14 protein-coding genes are annotated in these 16,625 nt (G+C 54.4%); 3 read left to right on the forward strand and 11 right to left on the reverse strand.

All coding sequences use genetic code 11. The features are described from left to right. From I8J30_RS30265 to I8J30_RS30275, 3 genes are all read right to left on the reverse strand, one after another. Positions 1 to 2,150, reverse strand: a 2,150-nt coding sequence (locus tag I8J30_RS30265) for a transglutaminase-like domain-containing protein (protein ID WP_240548494.1), incomplete at its 3' end; no start/stop codon positions are given. Then, positions 2,128 to 3,516, reverse strand: a complete 1,389-nt coding sequence (locus I8J30_RS30270; RefSeq protein ID WP_210664144.1) for a DUF58 domain-containing protein — start codon at positions 3,514 to 3,516, stop codon at positions 2,128 to 2,130. The genes I8J30_RS30270 and I8J30_RS30265, both read right to left, overlap by 23 nt. Further along, the gene (locus I8J30_RS30275) at positions 3,513 to 4,562 is read right to left on the reverse strand and encodes an AAA family ATPase (protein WP_240548495.1); all 1,050 of its coding nucleotides are present in this window, start codon (positions 4,560 to 4,562) and stop codon (positions 3,513 to 3,515) included. The genes I8J30_RS30270 and I8J30_RS30275 overlap by 4 nt, the downstream gene beginning before the upstream one ends. A 176-nt stretch (positions 4,563 to 4,738) precedes the next feature. On the opposite strand from I8J30_RS30275, the gene I8J30_RS30280 reads away from it, so the two are divergent. After that, complete coding sequence (locus I8J30_RS30280) at positions 4,739 to 5,299, forward strand: GNAT family N-acetyltransferase (RefSeq protein ID WP_210664145.1); 561 nt, start codon at positions 4,739 to 4,741, stop codon at positions 5,297 to 5,299. Positions 5,300 to 5,379: 80 nt separating this feature from the next. Here I8J30_RS30280 and bcp read toward each other — a convergent pair whose 3' ends face one another. Genes bcp through I8J30_RS30300 form a run of 4 tightly spaced genes read right to left on the reverse strand, consistent with a single transcriptional unit; the run spans position 5,380 to position 8,587 of the window. Next, entirely contained in the window at positions 5,380 to 5,862 is a 483-nt protein-coding gene (bcp, locus tag I8J30_RS30285) for a thioredoxin-dependent thiol peroxidase (protein ID WP_210664146.1), read from the reverse strand. 19 nt (positions 5,863 to 5,881) lie between these two features. Next, positions 5,882 to 6,673: an ABC transporter permease gene (locus I8J30_RS30290; RefSeq protein ID WP_210664147.1), complete on the reverse strand. Its 792-nt coding sequence runs from the start codon at positions 6,671 to 6,673 to the stop codon at positions 5,882 to 5,884. 4 nt (positions 6,674 to 6,677) lie between these two features. Then, positions 6,678 to 7,472 carry an ABC transporter permease gene (locus I8J30_RS30295; protein WP_091224106.1) on the reverse strand — a complete coding sequence of 265 codons (795 nt, stop codon included), beginning with the start codon at positions 7,470 to 7,472 and terminating at the stop codon, positions 6,678 to 6,680. Beyond that, the gene (locus I8J30_RS30300) at positions 7,469 to 8,587 is read right to left on the reverse strand and encodes an ABC transporter ATP-binding protein (RefSeq protein ID WP_210664148.1); all 1,119 of its coding nucleotides are present in this window, start codon (positions 8,585 to 8,587) and stop codon (positions 7,469 to 7,471) included. The genes I8J30_RS30295 and I8J30_RS30300 overlap by 4 nt, the downstream gene beginning before the upstream one ends. A 259-nt stretch (positions 8,588 to 8,846) precedes the next feature. On the opposite strand from I8J30_RS30300, the gene I8J30_RS30305 reads away from it, so the two are divergent. Together I8J30_RS30305 and I8J30_RS30310 are read left to right on the forward strand one after the other, a co-directional pair. Further along, positions 8,847 to 9,923 carry an LCP family protein gene (locus I8J30_RS30305; protein WP_210664149.1) on the forward strand — a complete coding sequence of 359 codons (1,077 nt, stop codon included), beginning with the start codon at positions 8,847 to 8,849 and terminating at the stop codon, positions 9,921 to 9,923. Between the two features lie 179 nt (positions 9,924 to 10,102). Then, the gene (locus tag I8J30_RS30310; protein ID WP_210664150.1) at positions 10,103 to 11,419 is read left to right on the forward strand and encodes a glutamate-1-semialdehyde 2,1-aminomutase; all 1,317 of its coding nucleotides are present in this window, start codon (positions 10,103 to 10,105) and stop codon (positions 11,417 to 11,419) included. Positions 11,420 to 12,746: 1,327 nt separating this feature from the next. On the opposite strand, the gene I8J30_RS30315 is transcribed toward I8J30_RS30310, so the two are convergent. From I8J30_RS30315 to fabI, 4 genes are all read right to left on the reverse strand, one after another. Then, a complete protein-coding gene (locus I8J30_RS30315; protein WP_210664151.1) occupies positions 12,747 to 13,442 on the reverse strand; it encodes a DUF5808 domain-containing protein in 696 nt (231 codons plus the stop codon). Further along, the gene (locus I8J30_RS30320; RefSeq protein ID WP_210664152.1) at positions 13,439 to 13,849 is read right to left on the reverse strand and encodes a GntR family transcriptional regulator; all 411 of its coding nucleotides are present in this window, start codon (positions 13,847 to 13,849) and stop codon (positions 13,439 to 13,441) included. Before I8J30_RS30320 ends, I8J30_RS30315 begins: the two co-directional genes overlap by 4 nt. 99 nt (positions 13,850 to 13,948) lie before the next feature. Next, a complete protein-coding gene (locus I8J30_RS30325) occupies positions 13,949 to 14,791 on the reverse strand; it encodes an inositol monophosphatase family protein (protein WP_091224113.1) in 843 nt (280 codons plus the stop codon). A gap of 1,016 nt (positions 14,792 to 15,807) precedes the next feature. Beyond that, the gene (fabI, locus tag I8J30_RS30330; RefSeq protein ID WP_090978824.1) at positions 15,808 to 16,578 is read right to left on the reverse strand and encodes an enoyl-ACP reductase FabI; all 771 of its coding nucleotides are present in this window, start codon (positions 16,576 to 16,578) and stop codon (positions 15,808 to 15,810) included. Positions 16,579 to 16,625: the final 47 nt, after the last annotated feature.

Here is a 16,625-nt window from a genome sequence, read left to right on the forward strand (position 1 = left end):
CCTGCGGCTTCGCCGCCGGCCGCAGCCCCGGCTGCGCCAGCCTCGCCTGCGGCCGCGTCAGGCTGCGCCCCGTTGCCTGCCTCCCCGGCAGGCAGCAGGGCTTCGCCGGCGGCACCGCTGCCCGGTGCCGCAAAACCCGGCGTCGGCTCAAACGGCAGCCAGCCGACGCCCGGGAAAAACACCTCCACCCAAGCGTGCGCATCACTTGCACGCACGGTGTACAGCCCCGCTGCACCGCCGGCTGCGCGCTGGGCGGGCTCGCCAGGGGCAAACCCCTTCACATAACGCGCGGGAATGCCTTGCGTCCGCAGCATAACGGTCATCGCCGATGCAAAATGAACGCAGTACCCTTGCTGCTGGCGGAACAGAAAATCATCGACGAAGTCGGCTCCCTCAGCCGGAACCGACGACTGCAGCGTGTACGCGTATCGGCTGCGCAAATACGCCGCGATCGCCTCCACCTGATCGTAGCGGCTCGCCGGATTCCCGGCATCCGCAATAACCTGCGAAGCCAGCTCGCCAACCCGCGCAGGCAGTTCCTTAGGAAGCTGCGAATACGCATCCTCCAGGGCTACCGTCTCGACAAAAGCACGCGTCCCCGCTGCCTCCGTACCGCTTCTGTCTTCGCTAGCAGCCTTGCTCTCCGCACTACTTACATTTCCCCCTGCACCTGCCTCCGTACCTTTTCCTGCTTCATCCGCACTACCCTCTTCATCACTTGTCCCTTGTTCTCCGGCACTCCCCGCGCCTCCCGCCACCGGCTCCACACTCGCCGACAGCTTCCTCAGCTCGTCCAGCGCCAGCTCCGGCAGCTCCGCCGCTACCGTATAACTCACTACCCGGTCCTTCTCATCGATCGGATAGAGCGCTCCCGTTGCCGCATCGCGCCGGTAACCGGCCGTTTCGCCGTCCAGCATCCGGATAGCGGTAATCTTCGCCTCCGCACCGCCTGCCAGCAGCGGCCATCCGGCTGTCGGATGAACGGCCGTTATCGTTTGCACCAACAGCCGCGCGTCTTCCTCCGCTTCGTAGGTCGAGACGTTCAGCGTGAGCCAATCGTGGACATTTTGCACCCAGCCTTTGCCGGTATAGTCGGATTTGCTTTCCGCACGCAAATAGGTCGCTTCCTTCGAAGCTACGGTGAATAAGACCGCACGGTCCGGCGTTAACGATCCGCCAAGCACCTGATCATCGATCCCATAACCGGTTAAGCCCGAGTCGCCTAATCCCGCGGCAGCCATCGCTTCCTCCGCAGTAGTAACGTGACCTTGTCGTCCCGCTCCCCCGCTCTGATGCTCCAGCAGCTTCTGCTGTCCCCAATCTACGGCTTCCGCAGCCCATGGGGCAGGCTCGTTTGGCGTCTGTCTCGCTAAGCCCCAAACGGCGCCAATGCCTACCGCCAGAATGAGAACGACCATCCATGCTGAGCCGTTCCACCAAGGAAGCGACCAGCCTGCCATCTGATTGTTGCCATCCTCCCTCGCGCGGACGAACAGATTGGATCCGATTAAACGCTCCATCCGGGGCACCGTAACCAGCGCGCCGAGCAGCAACCCTTCCGCAAGCGCGCGCATCAGATTCGGAAACACCTGCAGACCCAGGAAACCATACAGCATCAGCAAATACACGACCGTCAGCGCGGCAAGCCCAAGCCCCCACTGCCTTAGCCACACTAAGGACTGCAGCGCCAGCGCCATCATCCCAAGACCGCTGACAAGCAGCACCGTTCGCATTTCTCCGCTCAGCACGATTTTTCCCTGGAGCAATTGGCCTACATCATGGGTGAACGCATGCACCAACCCCATCAGTGCATCCTGCCCCGAAGCATACTGCCCCTGAAACAGAATAAGCACCGTCCCCATCGTAATGACGCTATTGAGCACAATCGATAACCACGTCGGAGGCACAAAAAGACCGACGGCGAGAAACAGACCGACAGTCGCCAGCAGCGGCTCAACCTGATACAGCTCCGTATATTCCTTCAGCTGCGCAAGCGGGAGAAGCCATTCCACGATCAGCCCAAACAGCAGCAAGCTCGTTATGAGCCGGCGCGATCCCACTTGAAAAAAATCCAGTCCCGTCCGCTCTCGCTGCCGCCTCGACAGCTGCGCACCGCCGCCACCGCTGTTAGCTGCTTGCTGTGCTGACATCCAAGGCGCCTCCTTCCCTGTTCGCAGTCATACTGAGTTCCGCCATCGCAGGCGCTTGTTTCCGGTAGGACAGCGGCACAGGCAGCGCCTTCACGCTGCAATCCGTGCCTTGAAGCCGCGCGCGCCAATTCACTTCCGCCGGAGCCGCCTCGGTCTCCGCAAATGAAAGCAGCAGCACCAGCTTCACGCCCCGCACAGCCGCTAGCTTGGCGCCGTAGAAGACATTTTCGGAGGCATTGGATTCCCTCGCTACAGCACCGGCGGCTTTTGTACCCGCAGTCAGGCAAATCAGTGCCGCGCCCCGAGGCATGCCCGCCACAACGTCAGAGAGACGCTGGGACATCGGCTTCCGAGGCGAAGTTCCCCACTGTAAGCGGGCAAGCTTCTCTTCCGCAGCCAGCAGCGTACTTCTCTCTCCCGCGCGCACGACAAGCTCCAATTCATCGGTGGTCAGCACGACAACGCTTTTGCCTTCTCGTACCGCCTGCCTCATTACAAGCACCGCACGTCCGACATGTGCATCGAACAGCCTCATGTCAGCGCCGTATGCGGTTCTCGATGTATCGAGCAGCACAATGAGCTGACCGGCCTCTTCCGCATTGCTGATCCTCGTCTGCATCCCGAGCCCTCTGGCCATCGCCCGCCAATCGACTCGCCTTGGCGAATCGCCGGGGATGTAGCTGCGCACATCCGGACCCGCTCCGCCGCGGCTTGCACGCGCAGCAGCCGTTATCATCTGGCCGCCAAGCGACGCGATCGGCTGGCGCTCGCTGCTCTTTGCACTTGGCCGGAAACCCGGCAGGTCTGCAAAAGCTTCCCCCGCCGGCGCCATCGCATGAACAAGCAGACTTCCCGGACACTCCACTTCGATTTTGCGAACCGTCAAACCCAGCATATCCCCAGCCGATACTTGCAGCGGGTTGAATTTGAACTCCCCCCTGCGCAGTCCTCGAACCGAATAACGAATGTGGAATACGCGCTTAAATCCGGGCAGAAAAGCATACTCCACCTTCAGTCCCTTCCCGGACTGGGCGGTACCCGGCACGATAGCTTCGCTCATCCCCAGCCACATGAAAGGCACGGGCCTGCTAAGCCGCAGCGTCAGCTGCACCTGCATGTCCCCTCCGTCGTATAGTCCCTCAGCATCGACTATGGAGCGTTCAACCGTCATTTTCCCTACCGCCATATACGGCAAAATAATACAGCAAAACGCCACCGCCGCCGTCACCGTAGCAAGCAGCCACTCCACTGCGCCCCCTCGCGCATGAAGCGCCGCCATGCTGGCGCCAAGCAGCAGAATCAACGCTGCGCGCGCCACGAAGCGACTGCGCAGCCTCACTCCTTCGCCTTGCTCCGCCCGTTTCATCGACGCCGCCCGCCATCTCCGGACGGAACCGGAATCGGCTGCGCAGACATAATGGCGCTAAGCACCGCGGCGGCGGTTTTCCCGCGCACCAGCGCTTCATCGCGCACGAGCAGACGATGCGCAAGCACATGCTCCGCCGTTTGCTTCAAATCATCCGGCACGACAAAACGCCGCCCGCTGATATAGGCCGTAGCTTGAGCTGCTCGCACCCAGTCCAGCGTTGCCCGGGGACTGGCGCCAAGCAGCAGATCCTGCGACGTTCTGGTCGCACTTACAATGTGAACCGCATAGGCCATCAGCGCCGGATGAACATGAACGGACAGCGCATCCCGCTGCATCCGCAGCCATTCCTCCGGGATGATGACCGGACGCAGCGATTCCGGCTGCAATCGCTGCGCGGTTTTCCCCTCCAGCATCGCGATCTCATCCTCTGCTGCCGGGTAGCCGATCGACAGCCGCATCATGAATCGGTCCAGCTGCGCTTCAGGCAGCGGGTACGTGCCGTCGTCGCGCAGCGGATTTTGCGTCGCAAGCAGCATAAAAGGCTGCGGCAGCAATCGCGTCTCGCCATCTGCCGACACGCTCCGCTCTTCCATCGCTTCAAGCAGCGCGGACTGCGTGCGCGGCGGTGTCCGGTTGATTTCGTCGGCAAGCACGACATTGGCCATCAGGGGCCCCTGCCGGAATACGAGCTCGCCTCGTTTGCCATCCCAAATCATACCGCCGACCACATCGGCAGGCTGCATATCTGAAGTAAACTGAATGCGGCGGAACTCGCCTCCCATTACACGGGCAATGGCCCGCACGAGAAGGGTTTTGCCGACTCCGGGGACATCCTCCAGCAGCACATGCCCGCCGGCCAGCAGGCTGCTAAACACCTGCGTGACGACTTCTTTCTTGCCAAGCAGCACACTATTCACTCTGGCCATCATGAGCTGCAAGGATTGCTGGGCTGCCTCCGGCCATGCATCCTGCTGCAGACCCTTATCCTCCGACTCCGCCATTCTGCTGCCATACGGCTGCTCCGACATTTGTTTCGGTATCATTTGAGCTTCATCTCCTACTCTTTCAACCTATGAATTCCTCTAGTTGATAGTTTCGCCAGACTGCGCACTCTTTACACCTTCCCCTCAGGTTTCTATTTACATGGAACAGGGCAGGCTGTAGGATGATTTTTACGTACGAGACGCTTTCCCTAAGATGATGCGATGGAGGGTTTGCCATGGATCCCATTATGATTGATTTCCCGAATGAATTTACGACGGACCGTTTGTTCATTCGCCTGCCATTGCCGGGAGACGGCAAAGCCGTTCTTGAGGCTCTGAATGCCTCGATGAACGAGCTGAAGCCATGGATGAAATGGGCACAAGAGGAGCATTCGGAGTATGAGGCTGAACGGGGTATTCGCGAGGCTCACGTGAAGTTCTTGCAGCGGGACAATCTTCGCCTGCATGTGTTTCTTAAAGAATGCGGAACCTTCATCGCGTCGGCGAGCTTGCATGGCCTGGACTGGGATGTGCGCAAGTTCGAGATCGGGTATTGGATCGATAGCCGGTACAGCGGGCAGGGGTATATGATCGAAGCCGTCGAAGGGATCTGCAGCTTTGCCTTCGGGCAGCTGCAAGCACGGAGATTGGAGATTCGCTGCGACACCCTCAACACCAGGAGCATGCTGATTCCACAGCGGCTTGGCTTTGAGCTTGAAGGCATCTTACGGAACGAGGACCTCTCTGCTGATGGCAGCCAGTGGCGGGACACGTGTATTTTTGCGAAGATTCGATAATATCGTTGTTCATCCGGCTATACAAAAATAGGGTTGTCCGGAAGCCAGTCGGCTTCCGAACAACCCTTTTCTACGGCAACCTACAGCGCCTGCGCTGCTTCGAGCACCTCTTGCACATGCCCCTTCACGCGCAGATTGCGCCACTCTCGTACCAGCTTGCCTTTCTCATTGATGAGAAAGGTCGAGCGAACGAGTCCCATATACTCTCTGCCGTACAGCTTCTTCATCTGCCACACGCCGTACAGCTCGCACACGCGATGCTCCGGGTCTGCCAGCAGCTCGTATGGCAGCTCATATTTCTCCGCAAACCGCTCATGCGTCTGTACATCGTCGATGCTAATGCCGAGCACAACCGTATTGCATTCGCCGAAGGCTGCATAGGAATCCCGATAATCGCATGACTCTTGCGTGCAAGCCGGCGTCAAATCCTTCGGATAGAAGAACAACACGACCTTCTTGCCCGCGAATTGACTTAAGCTGACCTCTCTTCCGCCCAAGGCAGGCAGCGTGAAATCGGGTGCTTTTTTCCCTACGAATGCTTTTGCTTTAATCGCTCTTGCCATCGGACTTCTCCCCCACTACTTAAGATCCCGCACCCCGGTAACGCTTCACGCCATGATTCCAGATCGTCAGGCCAATCGCGAATACGACAATCCCCACAACCGGCGTAAGGAGCGCAAGCGACGATAATCCTTCATGATCCTTCTCCAGGAAATAAGAAGCCGGGATGACGCCGACGAATGCAAACGGAAGCAGCCACGTCAGCAGGAATCGAATGATTTTGTTATAAATGTTAACCGGATATCGGCCGTAGTTCGAAATATTGTACATCAGCGGCAGTATACCCGTTGGCGCATCCGAATAGAATGAGATGGCCGTCAGCGAAGTGAACAGCCCTGCGTAGATCATCACCGAACCAATCGTAAACACGGCAAGCATGATAATGTCGGTAAAAGAGAACGCGAGCCCCAAATCTCCCCAGCTAAGCACCATAATTATAAGGCCGACAAGCGAACCGAACAAGGACGGCGGATCGAGATTTTCCAGCAGCACCTGATACAGATTATAGGCCGGCCGCGTTAGAACGCGGTCCATTTCCCCTTTGACAATATACCGTTCGCTGAAGTTCCAGATATTGAAGACGGCACCGAAGATGCCTGCAGGCACCATGAAATAGCCATAGACGAAAATCACTTCCGCCTCGGACCAGCCTCCAAGCGACGGCGTATGTTGAAATACGATCAGGATAAAGATCAGATTGACCCCTTGGAACAACAGGTCGGATAAGAGCTCCACCCAGAAGTCCATCCGGTAGGTCAGTTTTGTTTTGGCATAGTTCTTAATGTATTCCACCGCGAGCGACCAATAAAACATGTCCTCAACCTCCCTGCACGAACAATCGGGACCGCGCCTGACGCCACACCCATGCGATGGGAATGATTAAGACGACGAACCAGATCAGTTGAATTCCGAACACTCGCAGCACGTCGTCGCCTGCCGTACGGCCGGTGAAGACGGAGCTCGGCAGGTAAGTGATCGCTTGGAACGGCAGCCATTTCATCGTGACGGCAAGCCAGCCCGGGAAGAAGGAAATCGGCACGATCACGCCGGAGAACAAGTCGACAACGACGCGCTTCATCCGCAGCATCCCCTCGTTATTCTCAACGAAGAAAGCAAACAAACCCACGAGCATATTGATTTGCGTATTGATTAAGAAGCTGAACAGCAGCATCACTACATAGATGCCCCATACGCCGGGATCCGTCGGCAGCTTCACCGGGAAAATAAGACAAACGATAGCAAGTCCGGGTCCCATGAACAGCAGCAAACGGAACAAACCTTCGCCGAAGCCCTGCATGAGCTTCACGAACAAATAGTTATAGGGCCGGATGAATTGAACCGCCACGCTGCCATCACGGATTTCATTGGCGATTTCACGGTCCAGGTTATTGAAGTAGAACGCCCTCGCCATCCAGGAAACCGCTACATAGGTCGTCATTTGGGCCAGCGTGAATCCGGCCAGCACCTTCTGCTCGCCGAAGATCGCTTCCCACAAGAAATAATAAGCGCCGATATTGATCGTGTAGATGACAATGCCGCTGTAATAATTGACGCGATAGGCCAGCATCATGAGAAACCGAATACGGATAAGGTCTAGGTAGGCGCTGTTCATGATTGCGGCTCCTTCTCCCTATCCGAAGCGGCGGCGACCGGCACTTTGACAGCTTCATTGACGGCTTCCGCCGTTACGGAGCTTTGGCTCAGCTTCTCTGTCGCTTCCGTCGATGCGGAGCCGGATTGGTAAATCTCGCGAACGATATCGTCGGTATTCGTCTCCGTGATCTTAATATCCCGGATATCCGCTCTGCTGCCGACTACGCGGGCAAGGGCGTCCGACACATTGACTTCATGCGGCAGCCACATCGTTGCGGTCAGCTCGTTGTCGATCGTCCAGTGTACGCCTTCCAAACCTTCCGTCAGCTGTTTCAGCACATCATGCGAAGGCATCTCGCCGAATTGGAATTGCAGCTCGCGGCCTTTTCTCCATCTCGACTTCAGCTCCTCCAAGCTGCCGTCATAAATGATCCGTCCATCGTCAAGCATAATAACGCGTGAACACAGGGCTTCAATGTCCTGCAGGTCATGGGTGGTCAGCAGAATGGTCGTGCCGTGCTCGCGGTTTATTTTTTTGAGAAACTCCCGAATCTCCGTTTTCACTACGATATCCAGTCCGATCGTCGGCTCATCAAGGAACACGATCGATGGATTGTGCAGCAGTGAAGCAACAAGCTCACAGCGCATCCGCTGACCAAGGCTCAGCTTCCTTACGGGACGGTTAAGCAGATCGCCAAGGTGCAGCCTTTCCACGAGTTCATCCAGCCGCACGCGAAACTCCGCTTCCGGTACGCGATACACCTTGCGAAGCAGCTGGAACGACTCGATCACGCCGATATCCCACCAGAGCTGGCTGCGCTGACCGAAAACAACCCCGATCTCGCGAACGAACTTTTCCCGCTCCTTATATGGAACGTAGCCGTTCACTTGGAGATGGCCGGAGGTCGGCACAAGAATGCCAGTCAGCATCTTGATCGTGGTGGATTTGCCCGCCCCGTTCTCGCCTATGTAGCCGCAAATCTCCCCTTGAGGGATTTGAAAGGTGATGTCATTAACCGCCGTGATATCGTTGTATTCCCGCTTGAACAGATCCTTCAGCGCACCGCCGAGCCCTTCGCGGTTCTTCTGAACCTGGAACTGTTTTCGCAAATCTCTTACATCTATTGCCAGCATAGGATGCTAAGCTCCTCTCTTCTTCGCCTTCGACATTTCCTGGGAAATATCTGGCTTTTTCGATTCTATCAGATAAAACTTGCTTCTCTACGACAAACCATTTTATAATTTTATGATATGTAATGCTATAGTGAATTTATCGGCACCGGACAACTAACCCTAAATTATAGCTGTTCACTAGGACTCATTACCCCTGCTCCGCGTCGGCTTCGGATTCTCCGCCGCACACGGACCTATTACAAGGAGGAACAGAACTTTAATGTCACGCTCCCAGAAAAATAAGAAGAAAAAGCCCTGGAAATGGGCACTGTTTGGCGGACTCGTCGCAGTTGCTTTGGTAGTCGGCTATTTCGTTTATCAAGGTGTCGGCGTCTACAACGGACTCGATAACTTCAGCAAGCCTAAGGAAGAATCCCGCTTCGGTCAATTCGAAGAGGTTGCTGAGGAGAAGCCTCCTGAATGGGAAGGCACGGAACGCGTCAACATTCTCATTATGGGCGGCGACAACCGCGGCTTGAAGAAAAGCGAAACCGCTCGTTCTGACTCCATGATGGTCGTTTCGGTGGATCCGGTGACGAAGAAAGCTCATCTGTTCTCCGTGCTGCGCGATACGTACGTCGACATCGAAGGACATGAAGATGGCCGAATTAATACGGCGCTGGCGCTTGGCGGTCCTAACCTGGCCATGAAGACCATTGGCGGCTTGCTTGGACTGGATATTCAATATTATGTGTATACGGACTTCGAAGGATTCAAATCTCTGATCGATGCGATCGGCGGCATTCAGAACTTCGAGGTCGAGAAGAATATGAACTACGTCGATAATGCGGACGGCAACCGGTACGACATTCATTTGAAGAAAGGCATTCAGGATCTGGACGGCACGACAGCGCTGCAATATGTACGTTTCCGTCACGATGCAATGAGTGATTTCACCCGTACCGAGCGCCAGCGCAAGCTGCTCAACGCGGTTGCGGATAAGATGAAGAACGGCTGGAACCTGCTGAAGATGAAGAAGATCGTGGACAGCATTCAGCCTTACGTAGAATCCAACATTGATGTTTCCGACATGATCAAACTTGCGCAGCTGGGTGTTCAAACCCACATTGCGGGTCAAGCGCAGGTGCCTCCAATGGAGCTTATCGGCGACAAGAAAGTCGGCGGCGCTTCCGTACTGTCCGTACGCGATGACAATGAACTGCTGCAGTTCGTGCAAGACGAGCTGACGAAGGATACAGCCGCAACTCCACCGGCCGTTGCCGGCAGCGGCAATGCTACCGAGAGCAATGGCACGAATGCCGGCTCGAACGGGAATACGGCAAACGGCAGCAAATAAACGCAGGATATGAGGGTGAATGGGCCGATGGCGGTCTGTTCACCCTCTCTTTGGTTGTACTGCTGCAGTTTCTAGCGTTACAATAAGGTATTGTATAGATTGTACGAAGTAGTACAACTGCAAGGAGTATCGTGCGTATCGCGTGTATCGTACTCGTAAAATATTTAGGAGGTTTCACCATGTCCATTCAACGACCGCGCTCGGAGCAGCTATATGCCGAAGCGCTTGAGCATATTGTCGGCGGCGTCAACAGCCCGTCCCGCTCGTTTAAAGCGGTAGGCGGCGGTGCGCCTGTCTTCATGAAACGCGCGCAAGGCGCGCATTTCTGGGATGTCGACGACAATCGCTATATCGATTATTTGTGTGCTTATGGACCGATTATTACCGGTCATGCCCACCCGCATATCACGGAGGCGATCACGACTGCTGCCACGAACGGCACGCTCTATGGAACGCCAACGGAGCTGGAGATTCAACTGGCGCGCATGCTGAAGGAAGCGATCCCTTCCATGGATAAAGTGCGATTCGTCAACTCGGGCACGGAAGCCGTTATGACGACCATCCGCGTCGCGCGCGCCTACACGAAACGCAGCAAAATCATCAAGTTCGCCGGCTGCTATCACGGTCATTCCGACCTGGTGCTCGTTGCGGCAGGCTCAGGACCTTCCACGCTCGGCATTCCGGACAGCGCAGGCGTACCAACCAGCATCGCCAGCGAAGTCATTACGGTGCCGTTCAATGATCTCGATGGCCTTCGTGTCGCGCTCGACACCTTCGGCGACGAGGTCGCAGCCGTTATGGTCGAGCCCATCGTCGGCAACTTCGGCATGGTCATGCCTATGCCGGGCTTCCTTGAGGGTCTGTGCAAAATGACCCGCGGTGCCGGCGCGCTTGTCATCTACGACGAAGTCATCAGCGCCTTCCGCTTCCACTACGGCAGCGCGCAAACGTACCACGCCTTCCCGGATCATGCTGCCATCGAGCCGGACCTTACCGCGCTTGGCAAAATCATCGGCGGCGGCTTGCCGATCGGCGCCTACGGCGGCCGCAAGCATGTGATGGAGCAGGTCGCGCCGCTCGGACCTGCTTATCAAGCGGGTACGATGGCCGGCAATCCGGCATCCATCTCCGCCGGGATTGCCTGCTTGGAAGTGCTGCAGCAGCCCGGCGCTTATGAGCGCATGGATGCTTTGGCCGCGCAACTCGCGAATGCGCTTCAAGCGTCAGCGGATAAGCATGGCATCGCGCTTACGATCAATCGTATTCGCGGCTCGTTCTCCGCTCATTTCTGCGATCATCCCGTTACCAATTACGATGAAGCGCAGGACACGGACGGCGAGAAGTTCGCGGAATTCTTCCGCCTCATGCTGGATCAAGGCATCTGCCTTGCCCCATCCAAGTATGAAGCGTGGTTCCTGACCACCGCTCATACGGACGAAGATATCGCAGCGACCATTGCCGCTGCTGAGCAAGCTTTTGCCGCGATGGCGAAGTAAATGAAGAAGGCTGACCAGGAGTGGATCTCCTGGTCAGCTTTTTTTGTGTGAATTGGTCTCGGGTCGGGCGGGCCCTTCGCCTTCTTCCTGCGCCCGATGGATCGCGCATGCTCACTTTTCGATCCCCGAAATTCTAACGAATCCTACGAGCCTTATTTCATCAAAAAGCAGCGATTTGATATTCTAACGAATCCTACAGGTCTTATTTGCTCCAAAACCCGTGTATCTCTGCCCATTTCGGCCAAATAAGACCTCTGTGATTCGTTAGAATAATGAATGAGCCATTTCCCCTCAAATAAGGCTTCTACGATTCGTTAGAATATCCAAGGAGACGATTGGCTGCCGTGAAGTTAGCGAATGAAGGAAGGAGCGGCTTGGGCTGTTGATGTGAAGGTGGCGATTGACAGCGAGAAGTTAGCGAACGAAAGACCGGCTTGGAACTGTTGATGTGAGGGCGGCAATTGACAGCGAGAAGTTAGCTAACGAAGGACCGCTTGGAGCTGCTGATGTGAAGGGCGGAGATTGGATGACGTGAAGTTAGTGAATGAAGGAGCGACCTGTGCCTGTTGATGAGAAGGTAGCGATTGGCAGTCGAGAAGTCAGATGAAATATCGCGCACGTTCACTTTTCGATGCCCAAAATTCTAACGAATCATACGAGCCTTATTTCATCAAAAAGCAGCGATTTGAAATTCTAACGAATCCTACAGGTCTTATTTGCTCCAAATCCCATGTATCTCTGCCCATTTCGGCCCAATAAGACCTCTGTGATTCGTTAGAATAATGAATGAGCCATTTTCCCTCAAATAAGGCTTCTACGATTCGTTAGAATATCGAAGGCGGAGATTGGCTGACGTGAAGTTAGCGAATGAAGGACCGGCCTGGAGCTGCTGATGTGAAGGGCGGCGATTGACAGCGAGAAGTTAGCGAACGAAAGACCGGCTTGGAGCTGTTGATGTGAAAGAGGCGATTGACAGCGAGAAGTTAGCGAACGAAAGACCGGCTTGGAACTGTTGATGTGAGGGCGGCAATTGACAGCGAGAAGTTAGCTAACGAAGGACCGCTTGGAGCTGCTGATGTGAGGGACGGCGATTGACAGCGAGAAGTTAGCGAACGAAGGACCGACTTGGGGCTGTTGATGTGAAGGTGACACTTCGACGCTGCATGATGATCACGGCAAGAAGAGAAAAGGGCAAGCCATACAAGGTGGTCGCCGATCGCTTGAGCAAACAAGCTTCTCCTTCGCATTCACGCCATCCTATGTATAAGGGAGCCCTATAAGTCATATCCCCATTCACCCAAAACCCTTCGCGCAAATGAACCACACGCTATTCCATCAGCGCCACCACGCCGGCTATAAGGAACGGAATCGCGAACAACGTCGCGATCACCAGCCACCCCATCGGCCTCCCGAAATTCAATGTCCAACCGATGCCATATTTCTTAGGCACAAATATGGACGGATCCTGCGGATTATAATAGATGCCGCCTGCCATCCAGCGTCCCTCTTCTCCCAGATCGCCATCACTCTGCTGCGATAAACGCAGCCTCCTGATGTATATGATGAGAAAAGCTAAACCCCCAATAATGAGCAGAAACAAGGCTATCGTTCCAATGAGAAGAAGCGGTCTCGACCAGCCGTAAAGTGTAGTGGCTTGTACATAACTGAAGTACAAGACGAGCAAGAGCGACAGTCCATATAGAAAAACACTGTTCGCATACCGAAATTGCCGGCTTTTCTCATTCGTCATCTCCAGTCCCCTTTGCTGCTTCGCATGCTTTACAGCGTAGTCCGCTCCCATCAGGATGGCGAGCAGAAACAGCTGCACGATGTTAAAGAGGAACACCGGACCGAAACCCTTCGCAGCGTAGCGATCGGGGTGAAAGGAACTATTGTAATGCACCGCAAGCGTATCGGGAATCTGTTCCCACAGCAGTACTGCGGATATGGCCGATACCGCAATTAAACCCACTTGAAGCAAATACCAGCCGGGTGCAACCGACTGTTTGTGATTCTTGTTCATTCCAGTGAATCTCCCATCCTCGTCAAATCGCTTCGATATATGGTCAGACAAGCTTTGCTGAATTCAGCTTCCGTCATCCCTCTGGCTCGGCCTTCCGCTGCTAATGCACGCAGCTGCTTTGCAAGCCGTTCCCTGTAGCCGTCCGTTACGCGCGGCATTTCGTTAAGTGCAGGGATGAGTACGCCTAATTTGCCATCATACCGCTCCTGCAGAAATCCTTCCTCCATCAGCGTATGATAAGCTTTATGAACAACCGTTGATTTTACCCTTAGATCCGAAGCCAACCGCCTTGCCGAAGGCAAGGTTTTGCCGGGCTTCAGTGTTCCGGAGGCAATGCCCGCTATGATTTGGTGCGCAATTTGCTCCTGAAGCGGCACGTCTCCGTGCACATCGAGCTCAATAAACATTCTGCCCGCCTCCCCTCATGAAAGCTCCCTACGCTATCATATGCAAAAGAACGCCTCTTCTCCCGTCATACTTGACGGTTGCAGAGACGTTCTCGAAACTTAACTGCCTGATTCCGCTTGCTGGAGCGCTTGCACAAACTCGTCGTGAATATGTCCGTTTGAAGCTGCCACATGGCGTACACCCAGATCATATGGACTGCCTTTTACATCTGTTACCCGTCCGCCGGATTCTGTAATCAGCAGCGAGCCCGCCGCCAAATCCCATGAATTAAGGCCGATCTCCCAGAAACCGCTGAGGCGCCCGGATGCAACATAAGCCATATGCAGCGCCGCCGAGCCGCCGGAACGAATATTCCGCACCTGCGGTACCAGCGCTTGAAGCCCTTTCATATTGAGCGGAAGCGCATACTGCTGATCTGCCGGGAAGCCTGTCGCGATCAAGCTGTCACGCAGCGTTTCCTCCGCGGAAACCCCCATGCGGCGACCGCGCACATAAGCGCCTTTGCCTTTCTCCGCCACGAACAGTTCGTCTCGAATGGGATCATACACCACGCCAACGATTACTTCGCCTTTATGCGCAAGCGCAATCGATACCGAGAAGAACGGGAAGCTATGTACGAAATTCGTCGTTCCGTCCAGCGGATCTACGATCCACAGATACTCCGCATCTCGCACGCTTTGCAGCGCTTTGGTCGATGCCTCCGGTCCCGGCTGCACGCCTTCCTCACCCAGAAAAGAATGCTGAGGGAAATGCGTCATCACCAAATTGCGAATCATCGTCTCCGCGCCTTTGTCCACTTCCGTAACCAAGTCTTGTGCGGAATATTTTAGCGAAAGGCTTGTATGATTGCCAAGCTTCGTCTTAATCCATTCTCCGGCCTTCGCTGCACAGTTAATCGCGACAGCGGTAAAGCTCTTACCTCCGACAACCTGCTCACTCATGGTTAAACCACGCTACTTTCCTATGAGTTCATAAATGCTTTACTACTATACGTTCGTGTTTGGGCAAAGTTTCGTTCAAAATCAAGGAAGTCAAGTTCAACATCTTACCTATTTTACTCTAATTAACATTACAAATGCCAGCAGTGATCCCATAAAGAAAACCCCGAACTGCCAAAGCTATAGCAATACGAGGTTTCAGCGTCAACAGTCGCTCTGCGTTCGAACGATCGCATTTCATATTTATCCACAATTTGACTGCAGAGCAGTTGATCTTTTTCCTCAAGAATAAGATACAAGTTGTATACAAGAGTGTGTCGAATGATGCTTTTTTGCAAAAGAATTCAATTTCTCCAATCCAACTGCTTGTTTGCTACCTATTCACCGAGCTTACCAGACTTAAAATGTCGAATAATCGCGAATAACAGCGGCTTTCTTTTATCAAAATCGCAATCTCGACTTCCACCTCTAATTTGCCTGCTTATCGGAGACGTTCACACTATTACTATTACATTTCTCCATACACTGTTTCACTTTTTCAATGGTTTCACCTAGCGCTTGGGATTGGAGCAATATGATTACCCATTCTATTTCTTTGGCTTCATCTTTTGCAGCGTATAACATAACCGTTCGACCCCTCCATTATGTCATTTATATTCACTACAGCAAGGAAACTAGGGCTAATTGCCCGAAAGCCAATAAGATCTCTCTTCCATAATCATACAATTTTCACACAAAAAAGGATGTCGAACGGTGTTTTCCGTATAAATATTTTATATTGCCCCAAAAACCCTCATATTCACAGCATTTTCTCAAGGAATATTAGAATGTTCATGTCGTTACAACACGAACATTAGCAGTGTATGTTAATAATTCCCTCTAACTCTGCCATTAGTAACACCCAATAAAATACAATTTGTATCGTATTCCTCACATAAAACAAAAAAAGACGACCCCCGAAAAAGAACCCGGCTTCCGCCGACTTCCCTCAAGAATCGCCTCTATATTACGCGCCTACCTTATACCCCGACGATATTGTATCCATTATCCACATATATGATTTCGCCTGTAATGCCGCGGGACAGATGGCTGAGCAGGAACATCGCCGTATCGCCGACCTCTGCTGCTTCCGTCGTTTTGCGAAGGGGGGATTTCTCCTCCACTTGGCGAAGGATCGAGTTGAAATCCTTGATCCCTTTGGCAGCCAGTGTCCGGATCGGACCTGCCGAAACCGCGTTGACTCGAATGTTGTGCGGCCCCAAATCTGCAGCGAGATAACGAACGGAAGCTTCCAAAGCCGCCTTCGCCACGCCCATGACATTGTAGTTGCGGAGCGCACGCTCGGCACCGAGGTACGTCATCGTCATGATGCTGCCCCCTTCGGTCATCAGCGGATATACGCGCTGAGCTACTGCCGCAAGCGAGTAAGCGCTGATGTCGTGCGCCAGCGCGAAGCCCGCACGCGAAGTGTCGACGAACATGCCGTCAAGCTCCTCTGTTTTCGCGAAAGCGATGCTGTGAACAAGGCCATGCAGCACGCCGAACGACTCTTTCAGTTGAACCGCAAGCGATTCGATTTCCTCATCCACCGTAACATTGCATTGGAGGAACAAAGAACCCGGAATGGTCTCCGCCAGCTTGCGTACCCGCTCCTCTACGCGCTCATTCTCGTATGTAAAAGCTAGGCGAGCCCCCTGCGCAGCAAGCGACTGAGCAATTGCCCAGGCTATACTGCGGTCATTCGCCACACCCATCACAAGCACATTTTTCCCTGCTAATAATCCATTCATCGTTTCACAGTCCTCTCGAGAATATTTGTGAGTCCATGATGATTGAC

Origin of the sequence: Paenibacillus lignilyticus (assembly GCF_017942085.1) — a bacterium.
Lineage (GTDB): Bacteria > Bacillota > Bacilli > Paenibacillales > Paenibacillaceae > Paenibacillus_Z > Paenibacillus_Z lignilyticus.